Raw genomic sequence first — 21,420 nt, 5'->3', positions numbered from 1 at the left:
CCCTGCCAGAGAGTTCGAGACCTCCCTGCACGTCGGCGAGATCGGCGCCCGACGAGCCCGACCAGCTGGCTCCGTTCTTGAAAGGAAGAAGCCGCGGCCCGATCGGGCCTTTGGGTGGCCATGGACGTGGCACCCCGGACGGAGCGGAATGAAGAAGATCCTCCTCGCGCTCGTCGGCCTCGCGGTCGTCGCGAGCCTCGTGGTGACGGCGGTCCGGCGGTCCGACGCCGGGCCGAAACCGATCGAGGCACTCCGGCACACGTACCGCGACAAGGCGAAACCTTCGGTCGACCACGCCCTTTTCGCCCAGCTGCAGGGCCCCTTCGCGAAGCCGCAGCTGGTGACGTCTGCCTGCATCTCCTGCCACAACGGGCGGCACACGGAGGTGATGGCCTCTTCCCACTGGAACTGGGAGCGGATCGAGTACGTCGAGGGGAAGGGGATCCGGGCCATCGGCAAGAAGAACGTCCTGAACAACTTCTGCATCGGCGTCGCGGGAAGCCAGCAGAGCTGCGACAAGTGCCACGCCGGCTACGGCTGGGCCGACGCGAGCTTCGACTTCGGGGACCCGCTGAACGTCGACTGCCTCGCCTGCCACGACAACGGCGGGACCTACGCAAAGAAGGTCGGCGGGGCCGGGATGCCTGCGGACGGCCTCGACCTTGCGCTCGTGGCGCAGAAGGTCGGCCGCCCGCAGCGGGCGAACTGCGGCACGTGCCACGCCTTCGGGGGCGGCGGAAACAACGTGAAGCACGGCGACCTCGACGTGGCGCAGTTCGACACGACGCGCGACGTCGACGTCCACATGGGAACCGACGGCGCCGACATGTCGTGCGTCGACTGCCACACGGCCGAAAAGCACCAGATGCTCGGCAAGGCCTACTCGCTCTCTTCCATGAACCGCAACCGCGTGGCCTGCGAGAGCTGCCACGGAGCGGTCCCCCACGAGGACGAGCTCCTGAACCAGCACGGCTACAAGGTCGCCTGCCAGACCTGCCACATCCCCGAGTACGCGAAGGTGAACGCGACGAAGATGAGGTGGGACTGGTCGACGGCCGGGAAGCTGAAGGACGGCAAGCCCTACGAGGAGGAAGACGGCCAGGGGAACCACGCGTACATGTCGATCAAGGGCACTTTCACCTGGGCGAAGAACGTCACGCCCGAGTACGTCTGGTTCAACGGCACCGCCTCGCACCACCTGCTCGGCGAGAAGTTCGACCCCGCGCGGCCGCTCGTCCTGAACACGCTGTACGGCGCGTACGACGAGCCCGAGGCGAAGATCGTCCCCGTCAAGGTCCACCGTGCGAAGCAGATCTACGACACGAAGAACCTCACTCTCATCCAGCCGAAGCTCTACTCCGCGACGCCCGGTGACGGCGGGTATTGGGGAGACTTCGACTGGAACGCAGCGGCCACCGCCGGGATGAAGGAGGTCGGCCTCCCTTACAGCGGCTCGTACGGCTTCGCCGAGACCGAGATGAACTGGCCCCTGAACCACATGGTCGCTCCGAAGGACAAGGCCGTCTCGTGCGAGGAATGCCACAAGCGGGAAGGGGGACGGCTCGCCTCGGTGGGCGGCTTCTACATGCCGGGCCGGGACCGCAGCACGCTGCTGGATGGGTTCGGCGCGCTCCTTGTTCTCGGAGCGTTCGCGGGGGTCCTCGTCCACGGCGGGGCCCGCTATTGGTTCTGGCGCCGGCGCCAGGGAGGCAAGTGATGAACCGCGAGTACATTTACCCGGCGTTCGGGCGCTTCTGGCACTGGGCGCAGTCGTTCCTGATCCTCTTCCTCGCCCTCACCGGCTTCGAGATCCACGGCTCGCTCAGCTTCTTCGGCTACGAGCAGGCGGTGCGGCTGCACAACTTCGCTGCGTGGTCGTTCCTCGTCCTGATCGCCTTCGCGATCTTCTGGCACTTCACGACCGACGAGTGGCGCCAGTACGTCCCGACGTGGGTGAACCTGAAGGCCCAGGCGGAGTACTACCTCTTCGGCATCTTCCAGGACGCGCCCCACCCGACGCAGAAGTCGAGACACAGAAAGCTCAACCCGCTCCAGAAGATCGTCTACGCGGGTCTGAAGCTCTTCGTCCTCCCTCTCGTCTGGGTCTCGGGTCTCCTCTACATGTTCTACCGGTACCCGCAGAGATACGACGTCCTCGCGCTCGACGTGTCGGCGCTCCAGGCAATCGCTCTCGCCCACACTCTCGGGGCCTTCGCCCTCCTCGGATTCCTCGTCGCGCACCTCTACCTGACGACGACCGGCCACACCCTGACGTCGAACCTGAAGGCCATGGTGACGGGCTGGGAAGAGATGCACGGCGACGAGCCGCATGCGGCCGTCGAACCGGCCGCCGCTTCCGGGCAGAACGCCGTGGAGCAGGCCGCTGGGCAGGCCCGCTGAGAAAGACGCCATGAACGAACGACACATGAACCCCTACGTCGCCGGATTCCTCCTCGGTCTCGTCCTCCTCCTGACGATCTTCGTCACCGGCCGCGGCCTCGGTGCCAGCGGCGCGACGAAGAACGTCGTCGTCGCCGCCGTCGGCGCGGTGGCCCCGCAGCACGCCGCGGCGAACCCCTTCTACGCCAAGCTGCTCGGACCAGGGCACGAAGCTCCGCTCAAGGGCTGGCTCGTTTTCGAGGTCCTCGGCGTCCTCCTCGGGGCGTTCGTCTCCGGGCTCGCCGCAGACCGCCTCCGTTTCGTCACCGAGCGGGGACCGAAGGTCTCCGTGAAGGGCCGGCTTCTCTTCGCACTCCTCGGCGGCGCTCTCTTCGGCGCCGGGGCCCAGCTGGCGCGCGGCTGTACGAGCGGCGCGGCGCTGAGCGGCATGGCGGTCCTCTCCGTCGCCGGCTTCGTCACGATGCTGGCGATCTTCGGCAGCGGGTTCCTCTTCGCGTGGTTCACGCGCTCTCTCTGGCTCGGCGCGAAGGCGGGGAGGTAGGGAGATGGGCCCGTTCGTTCCCGACCTCATCTCCGACCAGCTCAACCTCGTCGTCGCCCTCGCCATCGGATTCCTTTTCGGCTTCGTCCTCGAGCAGGCCGGCTTCTCCTCGTCTCGGCGGCTCGTCGGCGTCTTCTACGGCTACGACCTCACGGTCCTCAGGGTCTTCTTCACCGCCGCCGTCACGGCCGCGGCGGGCGTCCTCCTCCTCGCGGCCGGGGGGCTCCTCGATCTGACGGCGATCTTCGTCAACCCGACCTGGCTCGCCCCGGCGATCGCCGGCGGCACCCTGATGGGGCTCGGCTTTCTCCTCGGCGGCTTCTGCCCGGGTACGAGCGTCTGCGCGGCAGCGATCGGAAAAGTCGACGCGATCGTGTTCCTCGCCGGAGGCGCCCTGGGGGTCTTCGGGTACGCCGAGCTCTTCCCCCGCTTCGCGGCGTTCGCCGACTCGACGTCGCTCGGCCCCGCGAAGATCTACGAGTCACTCGGGGTCACGCCCGGGCTCTTCGTCCTCCTCCTCGCCGCGGCGGCAATCCTCGCCTTTGCGGTGGGGGGCATCGTCGAGAGGAAGGTCGCCCCCGACGCGGCCCCGTCGCGGCTCTTCGCCACGAAGAACCACGTTGCCGCCGCGGCGGTCCTCCTCGCGTTCGCCGCGCTCGCGGCCGTTCTGCCGAACCGCAACGCCCGGCTCGTCGCGAAGGTGAACGCGCCCGGGTACGTTCCCCACCACGTCGTCAAGCCGATGACGCCCGACGAGCTCGCGTTTCGCATCCTCGATCGAGACCCCCGCCTGCGCGTCGTCGACCTCCGTCCCGAGGCCGCCCGGAAGGCGCGGCCTCTGCCCGGGGCAATCGCCGTCCCGGCCGCCGAGGTGCTCGGCAAGGAGTGGCGGATCACCTTCTCGCCACGCATGGTGAAGAAGGTCCTCGTGGCCGAGACGGAGGCCGAGGCGAAGACGGCCTCCTACCTCCTCGTGGAGACGGGGTTCGAGAACGTGGCGTACCTCGAGGGGGGCTACGGCGCGTTCGAGAGGACCGTCCTCTCCGCGAAGGAACCCGAGGGAGAGGGCCGCTTCGCTCCGGTCGTCGAGCGCTTCCGCGAGCAGGCGCGGGCCGGCCTCGCCGAGATGGTCCGACTCGAGCGCGCCGCTGGGACGGCCGCGCCGAAGAAGGTCAAGAAGGTCCAGGGAGGCTGCTGACGCGGGGTCCGTAGCCTGCTGGAGTCCTACACCGCGTCTCTGACCAGGAACTTCGCCGAGGCCCGCGCGAGGGTCTTGCGGTCCTGCTGAAGCTCGGCACGCACGTAATAGAGAGGATGGGACGACGTCTTTTCGATCGTCCCGACGACGACCGCGCCACGGTCCAGGCTCACCGGGGCGACGAAGCGGACGGACAGCTCCGCCGTCACCGCCACGATGCCGATCGAGAAGAGAGCGTTCGTCATGGCGGCGTCGAGGAGGGCCGAGGTGATCCCGCCGTGGAGAGTCGCCGGATAGCTCTGGTAGACGGAGCGGCACGGGAAGAAGGCGACGACGGAACCGTCGGCCTGGACCCGGAACCTCAGCTTGAGGCCGTCCGGATTCTCGGGGTTGCAGACGAAGCAGCGAGGATGCTCGACCGCCCGGACGGCCTCCAGCACGGTCTGGCTGGGGACCGGCTCCACGGAGGACGCGGGGACGGCCCGCGGCTGCGGCGCTTCACTCTCGATACGGCTTCTGTGCTCGTCAGATTCCACGTCGCATGGTCCCTTCCCGCACGCGCGGACGGCCTCGGCTGCCGCAGTCTGCGGCGAAGGATGTTATAGGCATATGCTCGCAAGAAGGAGAGGGGATCCCATGCCGGAAACCGTGCGATTCGATCAGGCCGCAGCGACATGGGACGCCGAAGAGCGCCGCATCCTCCTGGCGAAGGGCGTGACGGAGGCGATCGCGACCCGCTGCGCGCTTCCCGCCGACCTCGACGTCCTCGACTTCGGCTGTGGCACGGGGCTCGTCTCGCTCGCCCTGAAGCCGCTCGTGCGGAGCGTGACGGGGGTCGACACGTCCCGCGGCATGCTGGACGTCTTCGAGCGAAAGGTGCCCGAGCAGGGGCTGGCCGGCGTCCGCGCCGTCCTCCTCCCGGCAGACGTCCCACTGTCCCTTCCGGACCGCTTCCACCTCGTCGTCAGCAGCATGACGCTGCACCACGTGGCCGACCTCGCCACTCTCTTCGCCCGGTTCCGCGACCACCTCCACCCCGGGGGGCGCGTCGCCCTCGCCGACCTCGACCTCGAGGACGGGACGTTTCACGAGGACGCCAGAGACGTTGTCCACCTCGGGTTCGACCGGGGCGGGATCGCCGCGCTCCTGGCCGGGGCCGGCTTCGTCGACGTGGAGGTGGAGACGGCGACGGTCACCCGGAAGGGGGAGCGCCCGTACCCGGTCTTCCTCGCCACCGGCCGCAAGGCCGAGGCCGATTCGCCCGCATAGCCCCGCGGGGTCGCGGCGGGCGCTAAGGGCCTCTACCGCCTGCGCGGCGGGAGCGGCCCCGGTCGCGCGTTGGAGGAGCCGGAGCTCGAGCCCGGCCCTGCGTCGACCCGCTTGAAGTCCTGAGCCGAGCAGCCCGGGCAGCCGGCGGGCCGGCCGGTGCCGAACGGCAGGGTCCAGCCGTGACGACAGGATTCGCAGCGGAAGGACCTCTGGCCTGCAAAGGCCACGGGTCCTCCTCCGATCCTCAGGGCGTTCCCGTGAACGAGCGCAGTCGCCACCTTCCGTCGCGAGGCCTCGACGATCCGTGCGAAGGTAGCCCTCGAGACCTCCATCCGCGCAGCCGCCTCCTCCTGGTAGAGCCCTTCGAGGTCTGCGAGGCGAAGAGCCTCGAGCTCGTCGATCGACAGGTCGATCTCCTCGAGCACCGACACCGGCACGCCGGCGGGCTTGAAGTAGGTGAATCGAGGGGGCGAGGCGACACGCCGAGGACACGGACGACGCGGCATTTCAACCGCCGGCCGGTCTGCGGCGGGCGGCTTCGCTTCCGCCGCGGGAAATGTCGAGGAGGGGATGGAGCTTCACGCCGCCTCATCGTGCCACGGACCGCGTTTGCGGGCGACACGCGAGCACGAGCCGTCGGGAGCTCTTCGCGGTTGACTCTAACGAACATATGTGCGAAACCACACGACGGAGCCGCTCCCCTCCTTCTCCCGATCCGGCGTCGCCTCGGGGGCGACGCCGCCGCACACGGAGGTGCCTGAATGGACGTCGTCCTTCTCTCGCGGATCCAGTTCGCGGTGAGCATCGGGTTCCACTACATCTTCCCGCTGCTGACGATCGGCCTCGGCGTCGTCCTCGTCTGGCTCGAGGCGGGCTTCCTCCGGACGCGCGACCCGATCTACGAGACCGCCGCCCGCTTCTGGACGAAGGTCTTCGCCCTGAACTTCGCGATCGGGGTCGCGACCGGGATCGTCATGGAGTTCCAGTTCGGGACGAACTGGGCGACCTACTCGCGGTTCGTCGGCGACGTCTTCGGCTCGGCGCTCGCCGCGGAAGGGATCTTCGCCTTCTTCCTCGAGTCGGGCTTCCTCGCCATCCTCGTCTTCGGCTGGGACCGCGTCGGGCCGAAGATGCATTTCTTCTCGACCCTGATGGTCTCCCTCGGCTCGATCTTCTCCTCGGTCTGGATCGTCGTGGCGAACAGCTGGCAGCAGACGCCAGCGGGCCACCACGTCGTGCCGGTTATCCGGAACGGCGTCCCGCTGATGAAGAACGGCGTGCCCGTGCTGAGGGCCGAGATCGTCGACTTCTGGGCGCTCGTCTTCAACCCGTCCAGCGTCCACCGCCTCGTCCACGTCTGGATCGGGGCCTTCCTCGTCGGCGCCTTCTTCGTCATGTCGATCGCGGCCTGGTACCTGTTGAAGGGGCGCCACACGGAGTTCGCGCGTCGATCGTTCGACGGCGGCCTCGTTCTCGCCGCCGTCTCCGCGCTCGCGGTGTTCGTCTCCGGGCACGGCCAGGCGGGGAGCGTCTACCGCCACCAGCCGGCGAAGCTCGCCGCGTTCGAGGGGCACTACCGGACCGGCCCCGCCGCCCTGAACCTCTTCGGCTTCCCGGACGACGCAGCACAGACGGTGAGGTACGGCATCGCCGTCCCTGGCGGCCTCGGCCTCCTCCTCCACGCAGACGCGTCTCAACCCGTCGTCGGCCTCGACCGCTTCCGTCCCGAGGACCGGCCCCCGGTCGGGATCAGCTTCCAGAGCTACCACGTGATGGTCGGGCTCGGGACGCTCTTCGTCGGCCTGACCCTCTTCGCCGGCTTCCTCAGGTGGCGCGGCACGCTCTACCAGACTCGCTGGCTCCTCTGGTGCTTCGTCCCCGCCGTGATCCTTCCGATCGTCGGGAACGAGCTCGGGTGGGTCGCGGCCGAAGTGGGGCGGCAACCGTGGATCGTCCATCCGAAGGTGACGTGGACCGCCGACGGCTCCGACCTCGTCGTCGGACCCGCCGGGCACGTCGTGTACCACGAGCGCGAGGGGCTTCGGACGCTCGACGCCGCCAGCCCGAGCGTGACGGCCGGCCAGGTGCTCGGCTCGCTCGTCGGGTTCGGCTTTCTCTACCTCGCACTCGGGGTCGTCTGGGTCTTCATCCTCGACCGGAAGATCAGGCACGGGCCCCAGGGGCCACCCGGGGATTCCCCCGCCGTGCCCGACGGGGCGCTCGCCGCGGCGGGCCTGAGGGCCGGGCACGAGGGCCGCATGACCGGCGGAGACGGGGCGCGGGGCTGAGGGGGCGGAGATGTCGTACGAAGCGCTCTGCGTCATCTGGTTCGTCCTCGAGGGGGTCCTCCTCACCGGATACGCCCTCCTCGACGGCTTCGACCTCGGCGTCGGCATCCTCCACCCGTTCGTGCCGAGAACCGACCTCGAGCGGCGAATCTCCATGAACTCGATCGGCCCGCTCTGGGACGGCAACGAGGTCTGGCTCGTCACCTTCGGCGGGGCCCTCTTCGCCGCGTTTCCGGAGGCGTACGCGTCGGTCTTCTCGGGCTTCTACACCGCGTTCATGCTCCTCCTCATCGCGCTCATCTCGCGCGCGGTGTCGATGGAGTTCCGCTCGAAGATGGAGTCGCCGGGGTGGCGCCGCTTCTGGGACTGGGCGTTCTTCGGTGGCTCCTTCACCGCCTCGCTTCTTTTCGGCGTCGCGGTCGGGAACGCGATGATCGGCGTTCCGCTCGACGAGCTCGGCAACTTCACCGGCTCGGTCCTCGACCAGCTCGGCCCCTACCCGCTCCTCGTCGGCGTCATGACGGTCTCGCTCTTCGCGATGCACGGCGGGCTCTTCCTCTACCTGAAGACCGAGGGGGACTTCCAGCAGCGGCTGCGCGAGTGGATGTGGCGCTCGTGGGGCCTCTTCATGGTCACGTTCATGCTCACGACGATCGCGACCGTCGCGTTCATCCCGCGGGCGACCGAGAACTTCCGGCGCTTCCCGTGGGCGATCGTCGTCGTCGTTGGCACCGTCCTCGCCGTCGCGAACGTCCCGCGCTGCCTCTACCGCGACAGGCCGGGCCTCGCCTTCCTCTCCTCGGGCGGCGTCATCGCCGGCCTGGTGGCGCTCTTCGGCCTCGCGCTCTACCCGAACCTCGTCACGGCGACGGGAGACCCCACGCGCTCCGTGACGATCTTCAACGCGGCCTCGAGCCCGAAGACCCTCGGGATCATGCTGATCATCGCGGCCGTCGGGATGCCGTTCGTCCTGACCTACTCCGGGGTCATCTACTGGACCTTCCGCGGGAAGGTGAAGCTCGGGGAGCACAGCTATTGAGGAGGCCCGCTTCGCGGGCCACACGGGAGGAGAAGAGACATGGCGAAGATCGGGATCATCATCTGTGCGCGGTACAGGGACTGCGGCGGCGGCAAGTGCCTGCGGTCGATGCGCGAACGCCGCGGCGCATTCTCCGCGTACCCGGCCGACGAGCCGCTGGAGATCGTCGGCTACTCGACCTGCGGCGGATGCCCGGGCGGGAACGTCGAGTACGTGCCCGCCGAGATGAAGAAGAACGGGGCGGAAGCGATCCACCTCGCCACGGGCCTCGTCGTCGGGTACCCGCCGTGCCCCTACATCCGCGAGTTCAAGCAGTACATCGAGACCGCCCACGGCCTCCCGGTCGTCGTCGGGACGCATCCCGTCCCCGAGAAATACCGAAAGGTCCACGAACAGCTCCCCTTCTGGCAGCAGAAGGAGATGGCCGACCTCGCCGGTGGGCTCCTGAACGAAGACCGCGAGATCCAGAAGGCCTACGACTGAACGAACAGGAGAGCCCAGCCTCGTAGGCCGGCGACTCAGCCCTTCGCTACCCTTCCGGCGGCAGCCGGGTCGTATTCCTCGAAGGGGCCTTCCGTCGCACGGCTCCTGTCCCGGTAGCAGCAACGGCCGGTCTTCTCGTGCCCGGCGTAGTGCGCCTCGAAGGAGCGGCAGGCCTCGGGGCGACGGAGCCACTTCCCGTCCGCGCCGAGACAGTGCTCGAGGAGGACCGGGAACTCCCCTTCGGGCCGGATCTCCAGGATCGTCACCTCGTCAGGCCCGGCTTTCTCGTCGTCGAGTCGCTCGAGGAGAGCGCAGAGCGTGTCGGAAATGTAGCTCTCGGTCATCCCTTCGACGCCGGAAACCGTCACCCGGGCCTCGTACGTGTAGGGAAGACGGTCGTCGTACTTCGATCTCGGCCCGAGGACGTTACTGAGGATGCTCATCGGACGACTCCCCTCCTGTCTCATCTGTCCTCGTCTCCATTCTGCGTCAGCGAGAGCCGATCCGGAGCTCGCGCATGCGGCGCCAGAGCTTCGTCCGGCTCATCCCCAGCTCCGCAGCCGCCTTCGACCGGCTCCAGTGGTGTCGTTCGAGAGCGGCGCGGATCGGCGCTTCTTCGGGGTCGGCCGGCAGCGGGGAGTTGCCGTCAGCGAAGGTGAGGTTCGGATCCGGGGAGTGGAGGCGCGCTTGAATCGTTCCCGCCGGCCGGCTCTCCGGCGAGCGGATCTCGGCCGGAAGGTCTTCCAGTTGCACGGTCTGCCCACGCCCGAGGGCGACCGCGTACTCCAGCGCGTTCTCCAGCTCCCTGACGTTGCCCGGCCAGTCGTAGCGCTCGAGGGCAGCAAGCGTGTCGGGCGACAGCTGCACGGCACGCCCCGCGCGGCCCCCGATGCGGGCCAGCAGGTAGCGGGCGACGAGCTCCACGTCCTCGGACCTCTCCCTGAGCGGCGGCACGTGGATCGGGACGACGCGAAGGCGGTAGTAGAGGTCCTCCCGGAAGCGGCCCTGGCGGATCGCCTCCTTCAGGTCCCGGTTCGTTGCGGCGACGATGCGCGCGTCGAGGGGCCGCGTCGTGCTCTCTCCGACGCGCTCGAAGAGCCTCTCCTGCAGGACGCGGAGGAGCTTGACCTGGACGGGAAGCGGGATGTCCCCTGCCTCGTCGAGGAAGAGAGTCCCTCCCTTGGCCAGGTCCAGGCGGCCCACGCGGTCCCGCACGGCTCCTGTGAAAGCGCCGCGCACGTGCCCGAAGAGCTCGCTTTCGAGGAGGTCGGCCGGCAGCGCCGCGCAGCTGACCGCGACGAACGGGCCCCCGCTCCTCGGCGAGTGGGCGTGGAGGGCCCGCGCGAGGACCTCCTTGCCGGTCCCGCTCTCACCGGTGATGAGGACGTTCGCGTCGCTGCCGTGGAGCGACTCGACGAGGTGGACGATCCGGAGCATCTGCGGCGACCGGGCGACGAGACCGTGGGAGACGAGGGCGCTCTGGAGGATCGTGTCGTCGTCCTCCGCGGGGCGGATCACGACGAGGTAGCGCGCCCTCGGGTCGCAGGCGCTGACGACGCCTTCGGCGAGAGGCGTCGTCGTGACGGAGACGAGGCGGGCGGCATCCCGGCCGCAGCGCAGGACGCCCCGCCGCCCCTCCTCCCGCCGCCCGAGGCGGAGAGACTCGCGGAGAGTCTCCTCGGGACCGAAGAGGCGCGGGCCGAAGAGCGACTCGACGGGCTGGCCGATGACTTCGAGGGAGACGCCCGTCCCTGCCATCCGGTCGAGCGAGAGGCTCGCCCGGATGATCCGGAACTCCTCGTCGAGGACGACGAGAGCGCGCCCGAGCGACTCGAAGACGGCTTCGAGGTTCGACCAGTCCGGGGCGCGCTGCGCTGCGTCGCTCGTCATGGAACCTCCCGTGGGTGACGTTGCCGGCCCGATTCTCCCCGGACGTCAGCTCCGCGTCGGCAGGGCGGCGGGGCGGTCGTGGCCGTGATCGTGACCGTGCCCGGCGCAGGCGCCGGCCGGGTCGATCTCCTCCGCCTCATCCCTCGCGAATGCGTCGAGGCAGCCTGCGACCGTCGGAGCCGTGGCGCGGTACACGCGGATCCCCGCCTCCCTGAGCTTCATCAGGGCTCCGGCGCCGATGCCGCCGACGACCATCGCGTCGATCTTCTCGCCCGCGAGGGCGTCGAGCGGGCGGCAGGCTCCGTGCTCGTGAACCGCGCGGGCATTCGAAAGGGCGCGGGTCTGGCGCGTCTCGGAATCGGCCAGCACGTACATCGGGGCGGAGCCGAAATGGCCGGAGACCGGGCTCTCGAGCCCGCGGTCGGCGAGGACGGGAATGCAGATGTTCATGGGGCTCTCCTTCGGGCGGTTCGGGGCGCAGGGCCGGCGGTTCGCGGGTCGCGCACCGAGGATGCCGTTGCCGACAGTTTCGGGCATATGCCCATATACGTCAAGGGGGCGGCCTCCCGGTGGCCTGCCCTGCGTCGCGGCGTACGCCCTCGGCGAGCTGGCCGCCCGTCGCCTCCAGCCCGTCGAGAACGCGCTCGACGTCGGTCCCGGTCGTCCGCGGGTTCATGACCGTCACTCGAAGGACCCTCTTCCCGCCGAGGACGGTCGTCGTGATCCACCCCTCGCCCGAGCGGTTGAAGAGCTCTCGGAGGCGGAGGTTCAGCGCGTCGAGACGCTCCGGGTCGAGCGACCGGTCGCCCACGTAGCGGAAGCAGAGTATGTTCGCCTCCGGCTCGTGGAGGGCCTCGAAAGCCTCGCGCCGCCCGATCGCGGAGTGGAGCGCCCGGGCCGTGGCGCAGAGGTGGTCGTAGAGCACGCCGATCCCGCCCGCTCCGTAGCGCTGGAGGGCGACCCAGACCTTCAGCGCGTCGAGCCTGCGCGAGCACTGGAAGCTCCGCTTTCCCTGGTCGGGGCTCCGCTCGCCTTCCGCACCGTGGAAGAGGTACGGCGCGCGCTGCGTGAACGCCGCGTCGAGGTCGCGCTCGTCGCGGACGAGGACGACGCCGGCCGAGAGCGGCATCAGCATCATCTTGTGCGGGTCCCAGGCGAGAGAGCGGGCCCGCTCGATGCCGCGCAGGCGTCCTCGGTGCGTGGACGAGAGGAGAGCCGAGGCGCCGTGGGCCCCGTCGACATGGAGCCACAGGCCCCGCTCCTCGCAGAGCCGGCCTATGGCGTCGAGATCGTCGAAGGAGCCCGTCGCCGTCGATCCTGCGGTCGCGACGACGGCCATGACGCGCCTTCCGCGTTCCTCCTGCCGGCGGAGGGCGGCCTCGAGGGCGGACACGTCCATCCGCCAGCCGTCGGAAGGAATGGCGATGGCGGCGTCGGTGCCGAGGCCGAGAGCGCCGACGGCGCGGGCCACGGCGTAGTGGGCGTGCTCGCCGTGGAGGACGACCGGCGGCTCGGCGCCCACACCTTCCTTCCACGCGTTGGGGAGAGACGCCGCGCGCGCGGCGAGGAGCGCGGTGAAGGTCGCCTCGGTCCCGCCGGAGGTGAACGTGCCACCGGCCCTCGGACCGAAACCTGCGAGGTCGCACATCCACCTCACGATGCGGTTCTCGACGGCCGTTCCGACGGGCGACATCTCCTGGACCGCGCCCGACTGGTTCAGGGCCGCGATGAGGGATTCCGTCCAGACGGCGGCCGGGAGGGGCGCGGAGACCTGGTGCCCCATCGAGCGCGGGTGGCAGAGGCGGTTCGAGTCGGCGACGACGTCCCCGCGAAGCCGCTCGACGACCTCCTCGAGCGGCCTTCCATCGACCGGGAGCGGCTCGTCGAAGCGGCGGGCCAGCTCTGCGGCGCCGAGCGGCGTCGAGACCGGCCCCTCCCCCGTGCGGGTCGCGGCAAAGTAGTCGACCGCGATGCGGGTGAAGGCCTCGGCCGCCGGAGCGAGGGCGTCGTCTTCGAGCTCGGACAGGACGCGCGGGCGGAGTTCATCCATCGGAAACGAAGGTAGCACGCGCATGGCGTCGCACCGGGAGAAGCGCCGTTGCCCGGGGCGATGGGCGGCCGGAGAATGGCGGGTCATCCTCGGGAAGGGGGGACTCATGCCGCGTCGCGCTGCCGCCGTTCCGTTCGTCCTGGCCCTCGTCACCGCCGTCCTCTCCGTCGCCGTCGAGGCGCGCGACGTGCGGGTCCGGCGGCCGCTGCGCGTCCCGAACGTGCCGGGCTTCCTCACGCTCCAGTGCGACTTCCACACGCACACCGTCTTCTCCGACGGGAAGGTGTGGCCCGACATCCGCTCCGAGGAGGCCTGGCGCGAGGGCTACGACGCGATCGCCATCACCGACCACGTCGAGTACCGGCCGCACCGGAAGGACCTCCCGACCAGCCACGAGCGCCCGTGGGAGATCGCCGCGCCTCACGGCGAGAAGCTCGGGGTGATCGTGATCCGCGGCTCGGAGATCACGCGGAAGATGCCCCCGGGGCACCTGAACGCGATCTTCCTCTCGTCCGTCTGCCCGCTCGAGACACCCGGGTGGAGGGATGCGCTGCAGGCCGCACGCGCCCAGGGGGCCTTCGTCTTCTGGAACCACCCCGGGTGGCGCGGCCAGCAGAAGGACGGCGTCGCCCGCTGGTACCCGGAGCACGACGAGATCCTCGAGGCGGGCCTCCTGCACGGCATCGAGGTCGTCAACGACCGCGAGTACTACCCCGAGTCCCACGCGTGGGCGCTCGAGAAGGACCTCGCGCCCCTGGCGAACTCCGACATCCACGACCCCTCGAACCTCGCGTGGCACGTCCACGAGGGGGACCACCGCCCGGTGACGCTCGTCTTCGCGAAGGAGCGGACCGAGGCCGGAGTCCGCGAGGCGCTCTTCGCGAAACGGACGGTGGCCTGGTCGGGAGAGACGCTCGTCGGGCGCGAAGAGCTCCTGCGCCCGCTGGTCGCGGCCGCGCTCACGATCGAGAATCCAAAGCTCGCTATCCAGGCCGGTGGCGACGGATACGTCCGGATACGGAACGCGTCGGACCTGCGGCTGGAGCTCGCCGGCCCCGGCTCCGCGGACGGCGTCATGGCTCCGAAGGAGCTCGTGCTCGCGGCGGACGGCACGAGCGTTCTCGAAGTCACGGTGCCGAAGGCCGCGGAAGCCGGAACGAGGCGCCTCACGCTGGAATACACGATCCGGAACGTCCTGATCGCGCCCGGGGAGGGACTCCCCTTCCCGATCGTCGTCGAGATCGCGGTCGGGAAGCCCCCCGCCGCCTCCTAGGCCGACGGGGAGAGAAGCTGACGCGCGCCCGCCGGCGGGGGCGTGATCACTTCGGGGTCGGCGCGGCCTTCGGTACGTCGCCCGGGCGTGACTGGACGGCGCTCGGCGGCGCGTAGGCATCCGACACTCCGGGCGTCCCCTGCTGGACCCAGTTGCCGGGTGCCGGGGAGCCGCCGGGAGCGGCGGCGGGAGCGGATGCCGGCGCGCTTCCCCGGACCGTGGCACTGCCGGCATCGGGCGGTAGCTCGCCCTCGAGCTTCGTGGCACCCGTCTCCTCGAGGTGGGCCTTGAACGCGTCGAGCCCGGTCAGGCGGGTGATCTTCCTGACGTCGGTCTCGCGGACGCTCATGAGGGTCCCCTGCTTGAAGTCGGTGACGACGTATCCCGCGCCCTTCTTCACCGGCTCCTTGCTCGAGAGCATGCGGCCGGTGGGATTGAGGTCGACCTGCCAGAGGACCTCCTTGCTCAGGTCCGACGACCACCGCGAGATCTTCTTCACCCTCGACTTCGGCAGCCGGCTGACGGTCCTCTCAGGGAGCGTGCGGAAGACGTAGACGTCTCCCTCCAGCTTCGGCTCCTCCATGGCGAAACCGAAGCCGGTGGGGAGCAGCTCGACCTTGTAGACGACGATGGGCGATTCCGGAACGGGAGCACTCTGCAGCACGGGCTGGGGCTGCTGCCCCTGGAGGTTCACGGAAAGAAAGAACGACCCCGCGAGGAGGGCGGCTCGGTAGCGCATGTTCCTGTCTCCTGCACAAAGCCTAGCACCGTCCCTGACCAGCGGGGTCGCTTCCGGGTGCGCTACCCCTTCGGGCAGCTCGCCCCCGTGCCGTCGCCAGGCCCCTGCCCCGTGCCCGTCCCGGTGCCCGTCCCGGGGCCGCGCCCGCGACCGCGGCCCTGGCCGCGCCCGCCCCGGCCCTGCCCGGTGCAGGCGCCGGCGAGGAGCTTTCCGTTCTCGTCGTACGCACCCCGCTCGCGGGGAGCGGCGACGATCCTCGCGATCTCGTCGGCCGGGAGGAACTGGGCCGTGTAGTGGCGTCCAGCGCCGCGAGGCGCTGCGAGAATGCGCGAAGGTGATTGCGCGAGCCCTTCGCCAGGTTCTGCATCACGGTGTCGATGTCGCGGTTGTCGGAGGCGTCGAGCGCCTTGTCGACGTCGGCGAGGTCGAGGTCCTCGACGGTGGCCCCGACCTTCAGCGCCTCGACGAGCGACACGGCCCCGCGGGCGACGAGGTCCGTGTAGAGCGAGGCGAGCCGGGCATTCCTGAACTCACCCGGCGCCGTCGTCGCGGCCGGGTCCGCGAGGCCGTAACGGTCGAGGAGAATCTTCACCTCGTCCATGTGCCGCTGCTCTGCCGAGGCGATGTTCGCGAAGGACTGGTCTCCGTTCGCGGCGAACAGGGCGCGGTAGACGTCACGGGCGAGCTTCTCCTCCTCGCGCAGGAAGAGCAGCTGGTCGGTCTCGGCGGCGCTGAGCGCCTCTTTCGGAAGCGTCGCGAGGTAACCCGCGATGGGGCTCGAGGCCGGCGGGCCGGCGCCCGGAACGCCAGCACCCTTTCCAGGACCTCTCCCCTGGCCGGACTGGGCGACGAGGGGGGCGGCGAGTAGCAGCAGGGCGACGAAAGCGGTCTTCTTCATGTCGGGCTCCTTGGTGTGCTCTTCCGCGGCCCTCTTGCGACGACCGCTGCCCTCCTTGATCCAAGCCATGTGCCATTCCCGGGCCCACGGTGGCTCTCGCCGTCAAATCGAGACCAATGAGTGCTTTAGTGCCGCGCGGCGACCGTAGAGCTCGCCCGGCCGGCTGCAGTCCCTGCAGTCGAAGTGCAGGACGGATGCAGTCCGCCATCGAGGTTCGCCGTCAGCCGATGCCCCACTGCTTCAGGCGGTAGTAGAGCGTCCGGACGGAGATCCCGAGAAGAGCCGCCGCCTCTTCCCTCCGCCCTCCCGTCCGCCGGAGGGCCGCGAGCAGCGCCTCGCGTTCGCGGTGCACCCGGTCGAGGGTACCGGTGGCCGGCGAGCCGGCGCCCAGCGCGAGGTCCACCGCGCGAATGGGCTCTCCACCGCGGACGACGACCGCCCGCTCGAGGACGTTTCTCAGCTCGCGGACGTTTCCCGGCCACTGGTGGGCTGCGAGCGCCGCGACAGCATCGCCGGCCAGCTCGGGAACCGGGACCCGGTGCCGGGCCGCGAGCCGCGTGGCGAAGTGCCGGGCGAGCAGCGGAATGTCCTCGGGCCGATCCCGGAGGGGGGACAGGTTCACGACGACGACCGCGAGGCGGAAGAAGAGGTCCTGCCGGAACTTCCCCGACTCGGACTCGAGGGAGAGGTCGCGATTCGTCGCGGCAACGAGCCGGACGTCGACCGGAATCTCCCGCGATCCGCCCAGCCTCCTCACGACCCTCTCCTCGAGGACCCGCAGCAGCTTGGCCTGCAGCGAGACCGGGAGCTCCCCCACCTCGTCCAGGAACAACGTCCCGCCGCCGGCCTCCTCGAATCGTCCCGCCCGGGCCTGGTCGGCCCCGGTGAAGGCGCCCTTCTCCGCGCCGAAGAGCTCGCTCTCCGCGAGGGTCTCGGGTAGCGCCGCGGCGTTCACCGCGACGAACGGCCCATTCGCGCGGGGCGAGCGCGCGTGGAGCCTGCGCGCGATCAGCTCCTTGCCCGTTCCCGACTCGCCGGTGACGAGAACGGCGATGTCGCGTCCGGCCACGCGATCGACGAGGGCGAGGAGCTCCTTCGTCACGGGGTCCTGCGTGACGAAGTCGTCGCCCTCCTCCTCGCGGGGAAGGAGGCTCGCGACGAGGTCGACGAGCGCGCCGGGCGACGGCAGCGGCTTGGTGATGTAGTCGGCCGCGCCGAGGCGGACCGCGTCGACCGCCTCCGGGATCGAGCCGTGGGCCGTCAGGACGACGACGGGCGGCGAGGCCGGTCGCGCGCGGATGCGCCTCACGAGCTCGAGCCCGTCGACCTGCGGCATCTGCCGGTCGGTCAGGACGAGATCGAATGCGCTCCGGTCGAGAAACCCGAGCGCTTCCGCACCGTTGCGCGCCTCGGTGACGCCGTGCCCGGCCCCCTCGAGGATGTCCCTGAGGAGGGCCCGGAACCCGGCTTCGTCGTCGACGACCAGGATGTGCGCCACGTCAGGCCTCCGATGCGGGCAGCGTGAGGGATGCGACGCAGCCGCCACCCGGCCGGGCGACGAGCACCGCCCAGCCGCCGTTGGCACCGGCGAGGGCCTTGACGATGGCGAGGCCGAGACCCGTCCCGTCGGGTCGCGACGTCACGTACGGCTCGAACGCGCTCGCGGGATCGAGATCGAGGCCAGGCCCGCGATCCGCGACGTCGAGAACGACGTGCGTTCCCCGGGCGCGCACGGTCACCTCGATCGCTCCGTCGGTATCGAACGCGCGGGCGTTCGCCAGGAGCTCCTCGAGAATCGTCTCGACGTGCTCGCGGTCTGCGAGGACTGCGACGCTACCCTCGGCGCGGACCGCCGCCCCGCCGCTGCGGGTCGCCACGTCGCGAGCGAGGGCAGCGAGGTCAAACGAAACCGGCTGCGGCTCGGGCGGCCTCGCGAAATCGAGGAGCCGCGACAGGATCGTCTCCATCCGCCCGCTGGCCGACACGATCCTCTCGACCCGCTCGCGCTCCGCTTCCGGGACCCGGGCCTCGAGAAGCTGGGCGGTCCCCTTGATGACGGCAAGGGGGTTTCGAAGCCTGTGAGCGAGGCCGGCGCCCGCCCGGGCTACCGTCGCGAGCCGGCGGTTCTCGGCTTCCGCCGCCTGGCGCCGCTGCCTTTCCGCGGTTCCCCGGGCCGCCACGAGTGAAAGCCCGACGAGGGCGAGCGCGGCGACCGCCCCTCCCGCCAGGACGAGCCGGGCGAGTGCAGAGTCCTTTCCGAGCGCGGGAGTGGCCCGGAGCCGCAACCGGACCGGTGACGGTCCACGGCCGCCCGGGCCCCGCCCGCCCATGTAGCCGCCCCCCGTGCCTGGACCCTGACCGCTGCCCGGCGGGATCTCCCCACCCGCGCCGAGCGCGAGGGGCCTCCACTCGCGGCCCAGGGCGGCCGACATCTCGAACGCTCCTGTGGTGTCGGCCCCTGCGCTCGCCACCACACCCGCCGGGCCGACGACCGCGACGCCCGCGACGGCGTCCGCGTGCTCCACGAGAAACGTCTCCAGCACGGGTCCCGCCTCGTCGGGGTTCGCTGCCCGGAGAAGGTTCTCGAGGGAATGCCCGGCCCGCATCAGGATTCCTTCCCGAACTGCCGCATCCCGCTGGCGAAGCGACATCGACGCGAGGGTGGCCGTGCCCAGGAGCGCGGCGCCGAACAGCACGGAGAGGACGACGATCGCCCAGGAAGGAAACCTCGGGACTTTCACTCGTCCATCCTAAGGGAGAGGGCGGGGCTCGGGTTCGACCGTCGGACGACCCGCGAAACCGTCCGGACGTGCTCCTGCGCGGGAATGCGACTGGTTCGAGTGAAACACTCCGTTTCACTCCCGCCGACCCTTACCGTGAAACATCTCGTTTCGACGAAACGAACTGTTTCAGCGACAGCGTCGCGAAACGACGGTCTTCAACGGCCGGGATTCGGAGAGACCGCAGGAACAGCGGCGTGGGCAGAGCGCCCGACGCGGCCAGCCCTCTCTGCCGCACCGCGGCATCGCTGGCCCGTTTCTTGATCTACGAGCCCCGGAGCCCGTTCCGACGGCGGAGAGGTGAAGATGACAACAAACCGGCGCGAGTTCATTCAGATCGGAGGGGCGGGCCTCGGGGCCGCGGCCCTCGGCTCGGGGCTGACGACGAAGTGGTGGGGCCTCGACCCCGACGTCGTCCACGACCCCGGCACCGACGGCGACCAGGTGATCCCGACGTTCTGCGAGCTCTGCTTCTGGAAGTGCGGCGTCCTCGCACACGTGAAGGACGGGAAGGTCACGAAGCTCGTCGGCAACCCCGAGCATCCGCTCTCGCGCGGGAAGCTCTGCCCGCGTGGCACCGGCGGCACCGGCCTCCTCTACGACCCGGACCGGCTCAAGAAGCCGCTCCTCCGAAAGACCGGAGCGCGTGGCAAGCAGGATTTCGAGGAGGTCTCCTGGGAGAAGGCCCTCGACTTCACCGCCGAGAAGCTCCTGAAGATCAAGAAGACGTGCGGCCCCGACAAGGTCGCCCTCTTCTCCCACGGCTTTGGCGGGTCGTTCTTCAAGCACCTCCTCTTCGCCTACGGCTCGGGAAACGTCACGGCGCCCTCCTACGGCCAGTGCCGCGGCCCGCGCGAGGTCGGCTTCAACCTGACCTACGGCGCCTCCCTCGGCTCGCCCGAGGTGCTCGACATCGCCCACTCGCGGTGTCTGACCCTCATCGGCTCGCACCTCGGCGAGAACATGCACAACACGCAGGTCCAGGACTTCGCGCAGATGATCGCGAAGGGGGGAGAGCTCGTCGTCGTCGACCCGCGCTTCTCGACGGCCGCGGGCAAGGCCCGCTACTGGCTGCCGATCAAGCCGGGGACGGACATGGCGCTCCTCCTGGCCTGGATCCACGTCATCCTGGGTGAGGGACTCTACGACCGCGATTACGTCGAGAAGAACGCGATGGGGCTGGAAGAGCTGAAGGCCCATGTCGCCGACAAGACCCCCGAGTGGGCGTACACCGAAACGACCATCCCGGCCTCGACCATCGTCGAAACGGCCCGCTTCATCGCCGGGGCCCGCCCCGCCTCGCTGATCCACCCGGGCCGACACGTCACCTGGTACGGAGACGACGTTCAGCGCTCGCGCGCCATCGCCATCCTGAACGCCCTCCTCGGCTCGTGGGGCCGCCGCGGCGGGATCTTCGTCCCGACGCAGATGAGCGTCCCGAAGTACCCGGTCCCCGACTACGCCGAGAAGCCGAAGACGACCCAGGACGCCCCGACCGGCGTCGTCTACCCGTTCGCAGAGGAGGTCCTCTCGCACGGCGTCTGCGACGCGACGGTGCCGGGCCGGATCATGACGAAGGGCTGCCCGGTCAAGGGCTGGATCGTCTACGGCTCGAACCTCCTCCAGGCCCTCCCCCAGCGGAAGAACGTGGAGGAAGCGATCCAGAAGCTCGACCTCCTCGTCGCGATCGACGTCCTGCCGGCCGAGATCGTCGGCTACGCCGACGTGGTTCTCCCGGAGTCGACGTACCTCGAGCGGTGGGACGACGTCGCGCCCGTGCCGTGGTCCGAGCCGTTCCTCGCCATCCGGCAACAGGTCGTCCCGCCGATGTACGAGTCGAAGCCCGGCTGGTGGATCGCGAAGGAGCTGGCGAACCGCCTCGACCTCGGTTCGTACTTCCCGTGGGAGAGCGGCGAGCAGCTCGTCACCGACCGGCTGAAGGCCGGCGGCTACGACGTCGCGGCGATGAAGACGAAGGGCGTCGTGAAGGGAACGCCGGTCCCCGTCCGGACCGACGAGGGCCTCGAGCTGGCGTTCGGTACCCCGTCGAAGAAGATCGAGCTCTACTCGAAGCAGATGGCCGACGCGGGCCTCCCTCCCCTCCCGCCCTACACGCGGCACGAGCAGCCCGCCGACGGGCAGTTCCGGCTTCTCTTCGGTCGGACGCCGACGCACACCTTCGGCCGGACGACGAACAACCGTTTCCTCTCGGAGGTCTATTCCGAGAACGAGGTCTGGCTGAACGCGAAAGCTGCGAAAGAGCAGGGGCTCGTAAACGGCGAGGTCGTGACCCTCCTGAACCAGGACGGTGTCAGGTCCCAGCCGGTGAAGCTCAAGGTGACGCAGCGGATCCGCCCCGACTGCGTCTTCGTCGTCCACGGCTACGGCCACACGAACCCGGGACTGAAGTTCGCGAAGGGGCGTGGAATGGACGACCAGACGCTCGTCACCCGCATCGCCGTCGACCCCGTTGCCGGGACGACGGGGATGAGCGTCAACTTCGTGACGGTCGAGAAAATGACGGGCGAGAAGTCGGCGGGCGCCGCCCCGGCCGCGAAGGCGGAGGCCTGAG

General features: G+C 69.9%; 19 protein-coding genes and 1 pseudogene. 10 read left to right on the top strand and 10 right to left on the bottom strand.

Features of this window, described 5'->3' with window-relative positions:
• Positions 1-148 precede the first annotated feature (148 nt).
• From IPN03_14060 to IPN03_14045, 4 genes and pseudogenes are all read left to right on the top strand, one after another.
• Positions 149-1,717: a tetrathionate reductase family octaheme c-type cytochrome gene (locus tag IPN03_14060; protein MBK9374811.1), complete on the top strand. Its 1,569-nt coding sequence runs from the start codon at positions 149-151 to the stop codon at positions 1,715-1,717.
• On the top strand, positions 1,717-2,400 hold the full coding sequence (locus IPN03_14055) for a cytochrome b/b6 domain-containing protein (GenBank protein ID MBK9374810.1): 684 nt from the start codon (positions 1,717-1,719) through the stop codon (positions 2,398-2,400). The genes IPN03_14060 and IPN03_14055 overlap by 1 nt, the downstream gene beginning before the upstream one ends.
• A 10-nt stretch (positions 2,401-2,410) precedes the next feature.
• The gene (locus tag IPN03_14050) at positions 2,411-2,941 is read left to right on the top strand and encodes a YeeE/YedE family protein (GenBank protein ID MBK9374809.1); all 531 of its coding nucleotides are present in this window, start codon (positions 2,411-2,413) and stop codon (positions 2,939-2,941) included.
• Positions 2,942-2,945: 4 nt separating this feature from the next.
• Positions 2,946-3,329 (top strand): annotated as a pseudogene (locus IPN03_14045) (YeeE/YedE family protein).
• Positions 3,330-4,165: 836 nt separating this feature from the next.
• On the opposite strand, the gene IPN03_14040 reads toward IPN03_14045, so the two are convergent.
• Positions 4,166-4,675, bottom strand: coding sequence for a PaaI family thioesterase (locus IPN03_14040; protein MBK9374808.1), 510 nt, complete (start codon positions 4,673-4,675; stop codon positions 4,166-4,168).
• Positions 4,676-4,775: 100 nt separating this feature from the next.
• On the opposite strand from IPN03_14040, the gene IPN03_14035 reads away from it, so the two are divergent.
• Positions 4,776-5,408, top strand: coding sequence for a class I SAM-dependent methyltransferase (locus tag IPN03_14035; protein MBK9374807.1), 633 nt, complete (start codon positions 4,776-4,778; stop codon positions 5,406-5,408).
• 32 nt (positions 5,409-5,440) lie between these two features.
• Here the strand turns inward: IPN03_14035 and IPN03_14030 are convergent, their stop codons facing one another.
• Positions 5,441-5,914, bottom strand: coding sequence for a DUF134 domain-containing protein (locus tag IPN03_14030; protein MBK9374806.1), 474 nt, complete (start codon positions 5,912-5,914; stop codon positions 5,441-5,443).
• A 255-nt stretch (positions 5,915-6,169) separates the two neighbouring features.
• On the opposite strand from IPN03_14030, the gene IPN03_14025 reads away from it, so the two are divergent.
• From IPN03_14025 to IPN03_14015, 3 genes are read left to right on the top strand one after another with little or no spacing between them, the layout of a single operon-like run.
• Entirely contained in the window at positions 6,170-7,696 is a 1,527-nt protein-coding gene (locus tag IPN03_14025) for a cytochrome ubiquinol oxidase subunit I (protein MBK9374805.1), read from the top strand.
• Between the two features lie 10 nt (positions 7,697-7,706).
• A complete protein-coding gene (cydB, locus tag IPN03_14020; protein ID MBK9374804.1) occupies positions 7,707-8,735 on the top strand; it encodes a cytochrome d ubiquinol oxidase subunit II in 1,029 nt (342 codons plus the stop codon).
• A gap of 39 nt (positions 8,736-8,774) precedes the next feature.
• Positions 8,775-9,218, top strand: a complete 444-nt coding sequence (locus IPN03_14015) for a CGGC domain-containing protein (GenBank protein MBK9374803.1) — start codon at positions 8,775-8,777, stop codon at positions 9,216-9,218.
• A gap of 35 nt (positions 9,219-9,253) precedes the next feature.
• Here IPN03_14015 and IPN03_14010 read toward each other — a convergent pair whose 3' ends face one another.
• From IPN03_14010 to IPN03_13995, 4 genes are all read right to left on the bottom strand, one after another.
• A complete protein-coding gene (locus IPN03_14010; GenBank protein MBK9374802.1) occupies positions 9,254-9,661 on the bottom strand; it encodes a hypothetical protein in 408 nt (135 codons plus the stop codon).
• Between the two features lie 46 nt (positions 9,662-9,707).
• Positions 9,708-11,108: a sigma 54-interacting transcriptional regulator gene (locus IPN03_14005; protein MBK9374801.1), complete on the bottom strand. Its 1,401-nt coding sequence runs from the start codon at positions 11,106-11,108 to the stop codon at positions 9,708-9,710.
• Between the two features lie 45 nt (positions 11,109-11,153).
• Positions 11,154-11,558, bottom strand: coding sequence for a NifB/NifX family molybdenum-iron cluster-binding protein (locus IPN03_14000; GenBank protein ID MBK9374800.1), 405 nt, complete (start codon positions 11,556-11,558; stop codon positions 11,154-11,156).
• 100 nt (positions 11,559-11,658) lie between these two features.
• Positions 11,659-13,158, bottom strand: a complete 1,500-nt coding sequence (locus IPN03_13995) for an aminotransferase class V-fold PLP-dependent enzyme (GenBank protein ID MBK9374799.1) — start codon at positions 13,156-13,158, stop codon at positions 11,659-11,661.
• A 106-nt stretch (positions 13,159-13,264) separates the two neighbouring features.
• Between IPN03_13995 and IPN03_13990 the strand changes: the two genes are divergently transcribed.
• Entirely contained in the window at positions 13,265-14,431 is a 1,167-nt protein-coding gene (locus IPN03_13990; protein ID MBK9374798.1) for a histidinol-phosphatase, read from the top strand.
• Positions 14,432-14,477: 46 nt separating this feature from the next.
• On the opposite strand, the gene IPN03_13985 is transcribed toward IPN03_13990, so the two are convergent.
• The 4 genes from IPN03_13985 to IPN03_13970 form a co-directional block, all read right to left on the bottom strand.
• On the bottom strand, positions 14,478-15,170 hold the full coding sequence (locus IPN03_13985) for a hypothetical protein (protein MBK9374797.1): 693 nt from the start codon (positions 15,168-15,170) through the stop codon (positions 14,478-14,480).
• Between the two features lie 22 nt (positions 15,171-15,192).
• Positions 15,193-16,068, bottom strand: a complete 876-nt coding sequence (locus IPN03_13980) for a DUF2202 domain-containing protein (GenBank protein ID MBK9374796.1) — start codon at positions 16,066-16,068, stop codon at positions 15,193-15,195.
• Between the two features lie 220 nt (positions 16,069-16,288).
• Positions 16,289-17,566, bottom strand: a complete 1,278-nt coding sequence (locus IPN03_13975) for a sigma-54-dependent Fis family transcriptional regulator (protein ID MBK9374795.1) — start codon at positions 17,564-17,566, stop codon at positions 16,289-16,291.
• A gap of 1 nt (position 17,567) precedes the next feature.
• A complete protein-coding gene (locus IPN03_13970; protein ID MBK9374794.1) occupies positions 17,568-18,809 on the bottom strand; it encodes a HAMP domain-containing histidine kinase in 1,242 nt (413 codons plus the stop codon).
• A gap of 345 nt (positions 18,810-19,154) precedes the next feature.
• On the opposite strand from IPN03_13970, the gene IPN03_13965 reads away from it, so the two are divergent.
• The gene (locus tag IPN03_13965; GenBank protein MBK9374793.1) at positions 19,155-21,419 is read left to right on the top strand and encodes a molybdopterin-dependent oxidoreductase; all 2,265 of its coding nucleotides are present in this window, start codon (positions 19,155-19,157) and stop codon (positions 21,417-21,419) included.
• The last annotated feature ends 1 nt before the right edge of the window (position 21,420 follow it).

This window comes from Holophagales bacterium, from assembly GCA_016719485.1.
GTDB lineage: Bacteria > Acidobacteriota > Thermoanaerobaculia > UBA5066 > UBA5066 > UBA5066.
This window is presented reverse-complemented; position numbering and strand designations above follow the sequence as displayed.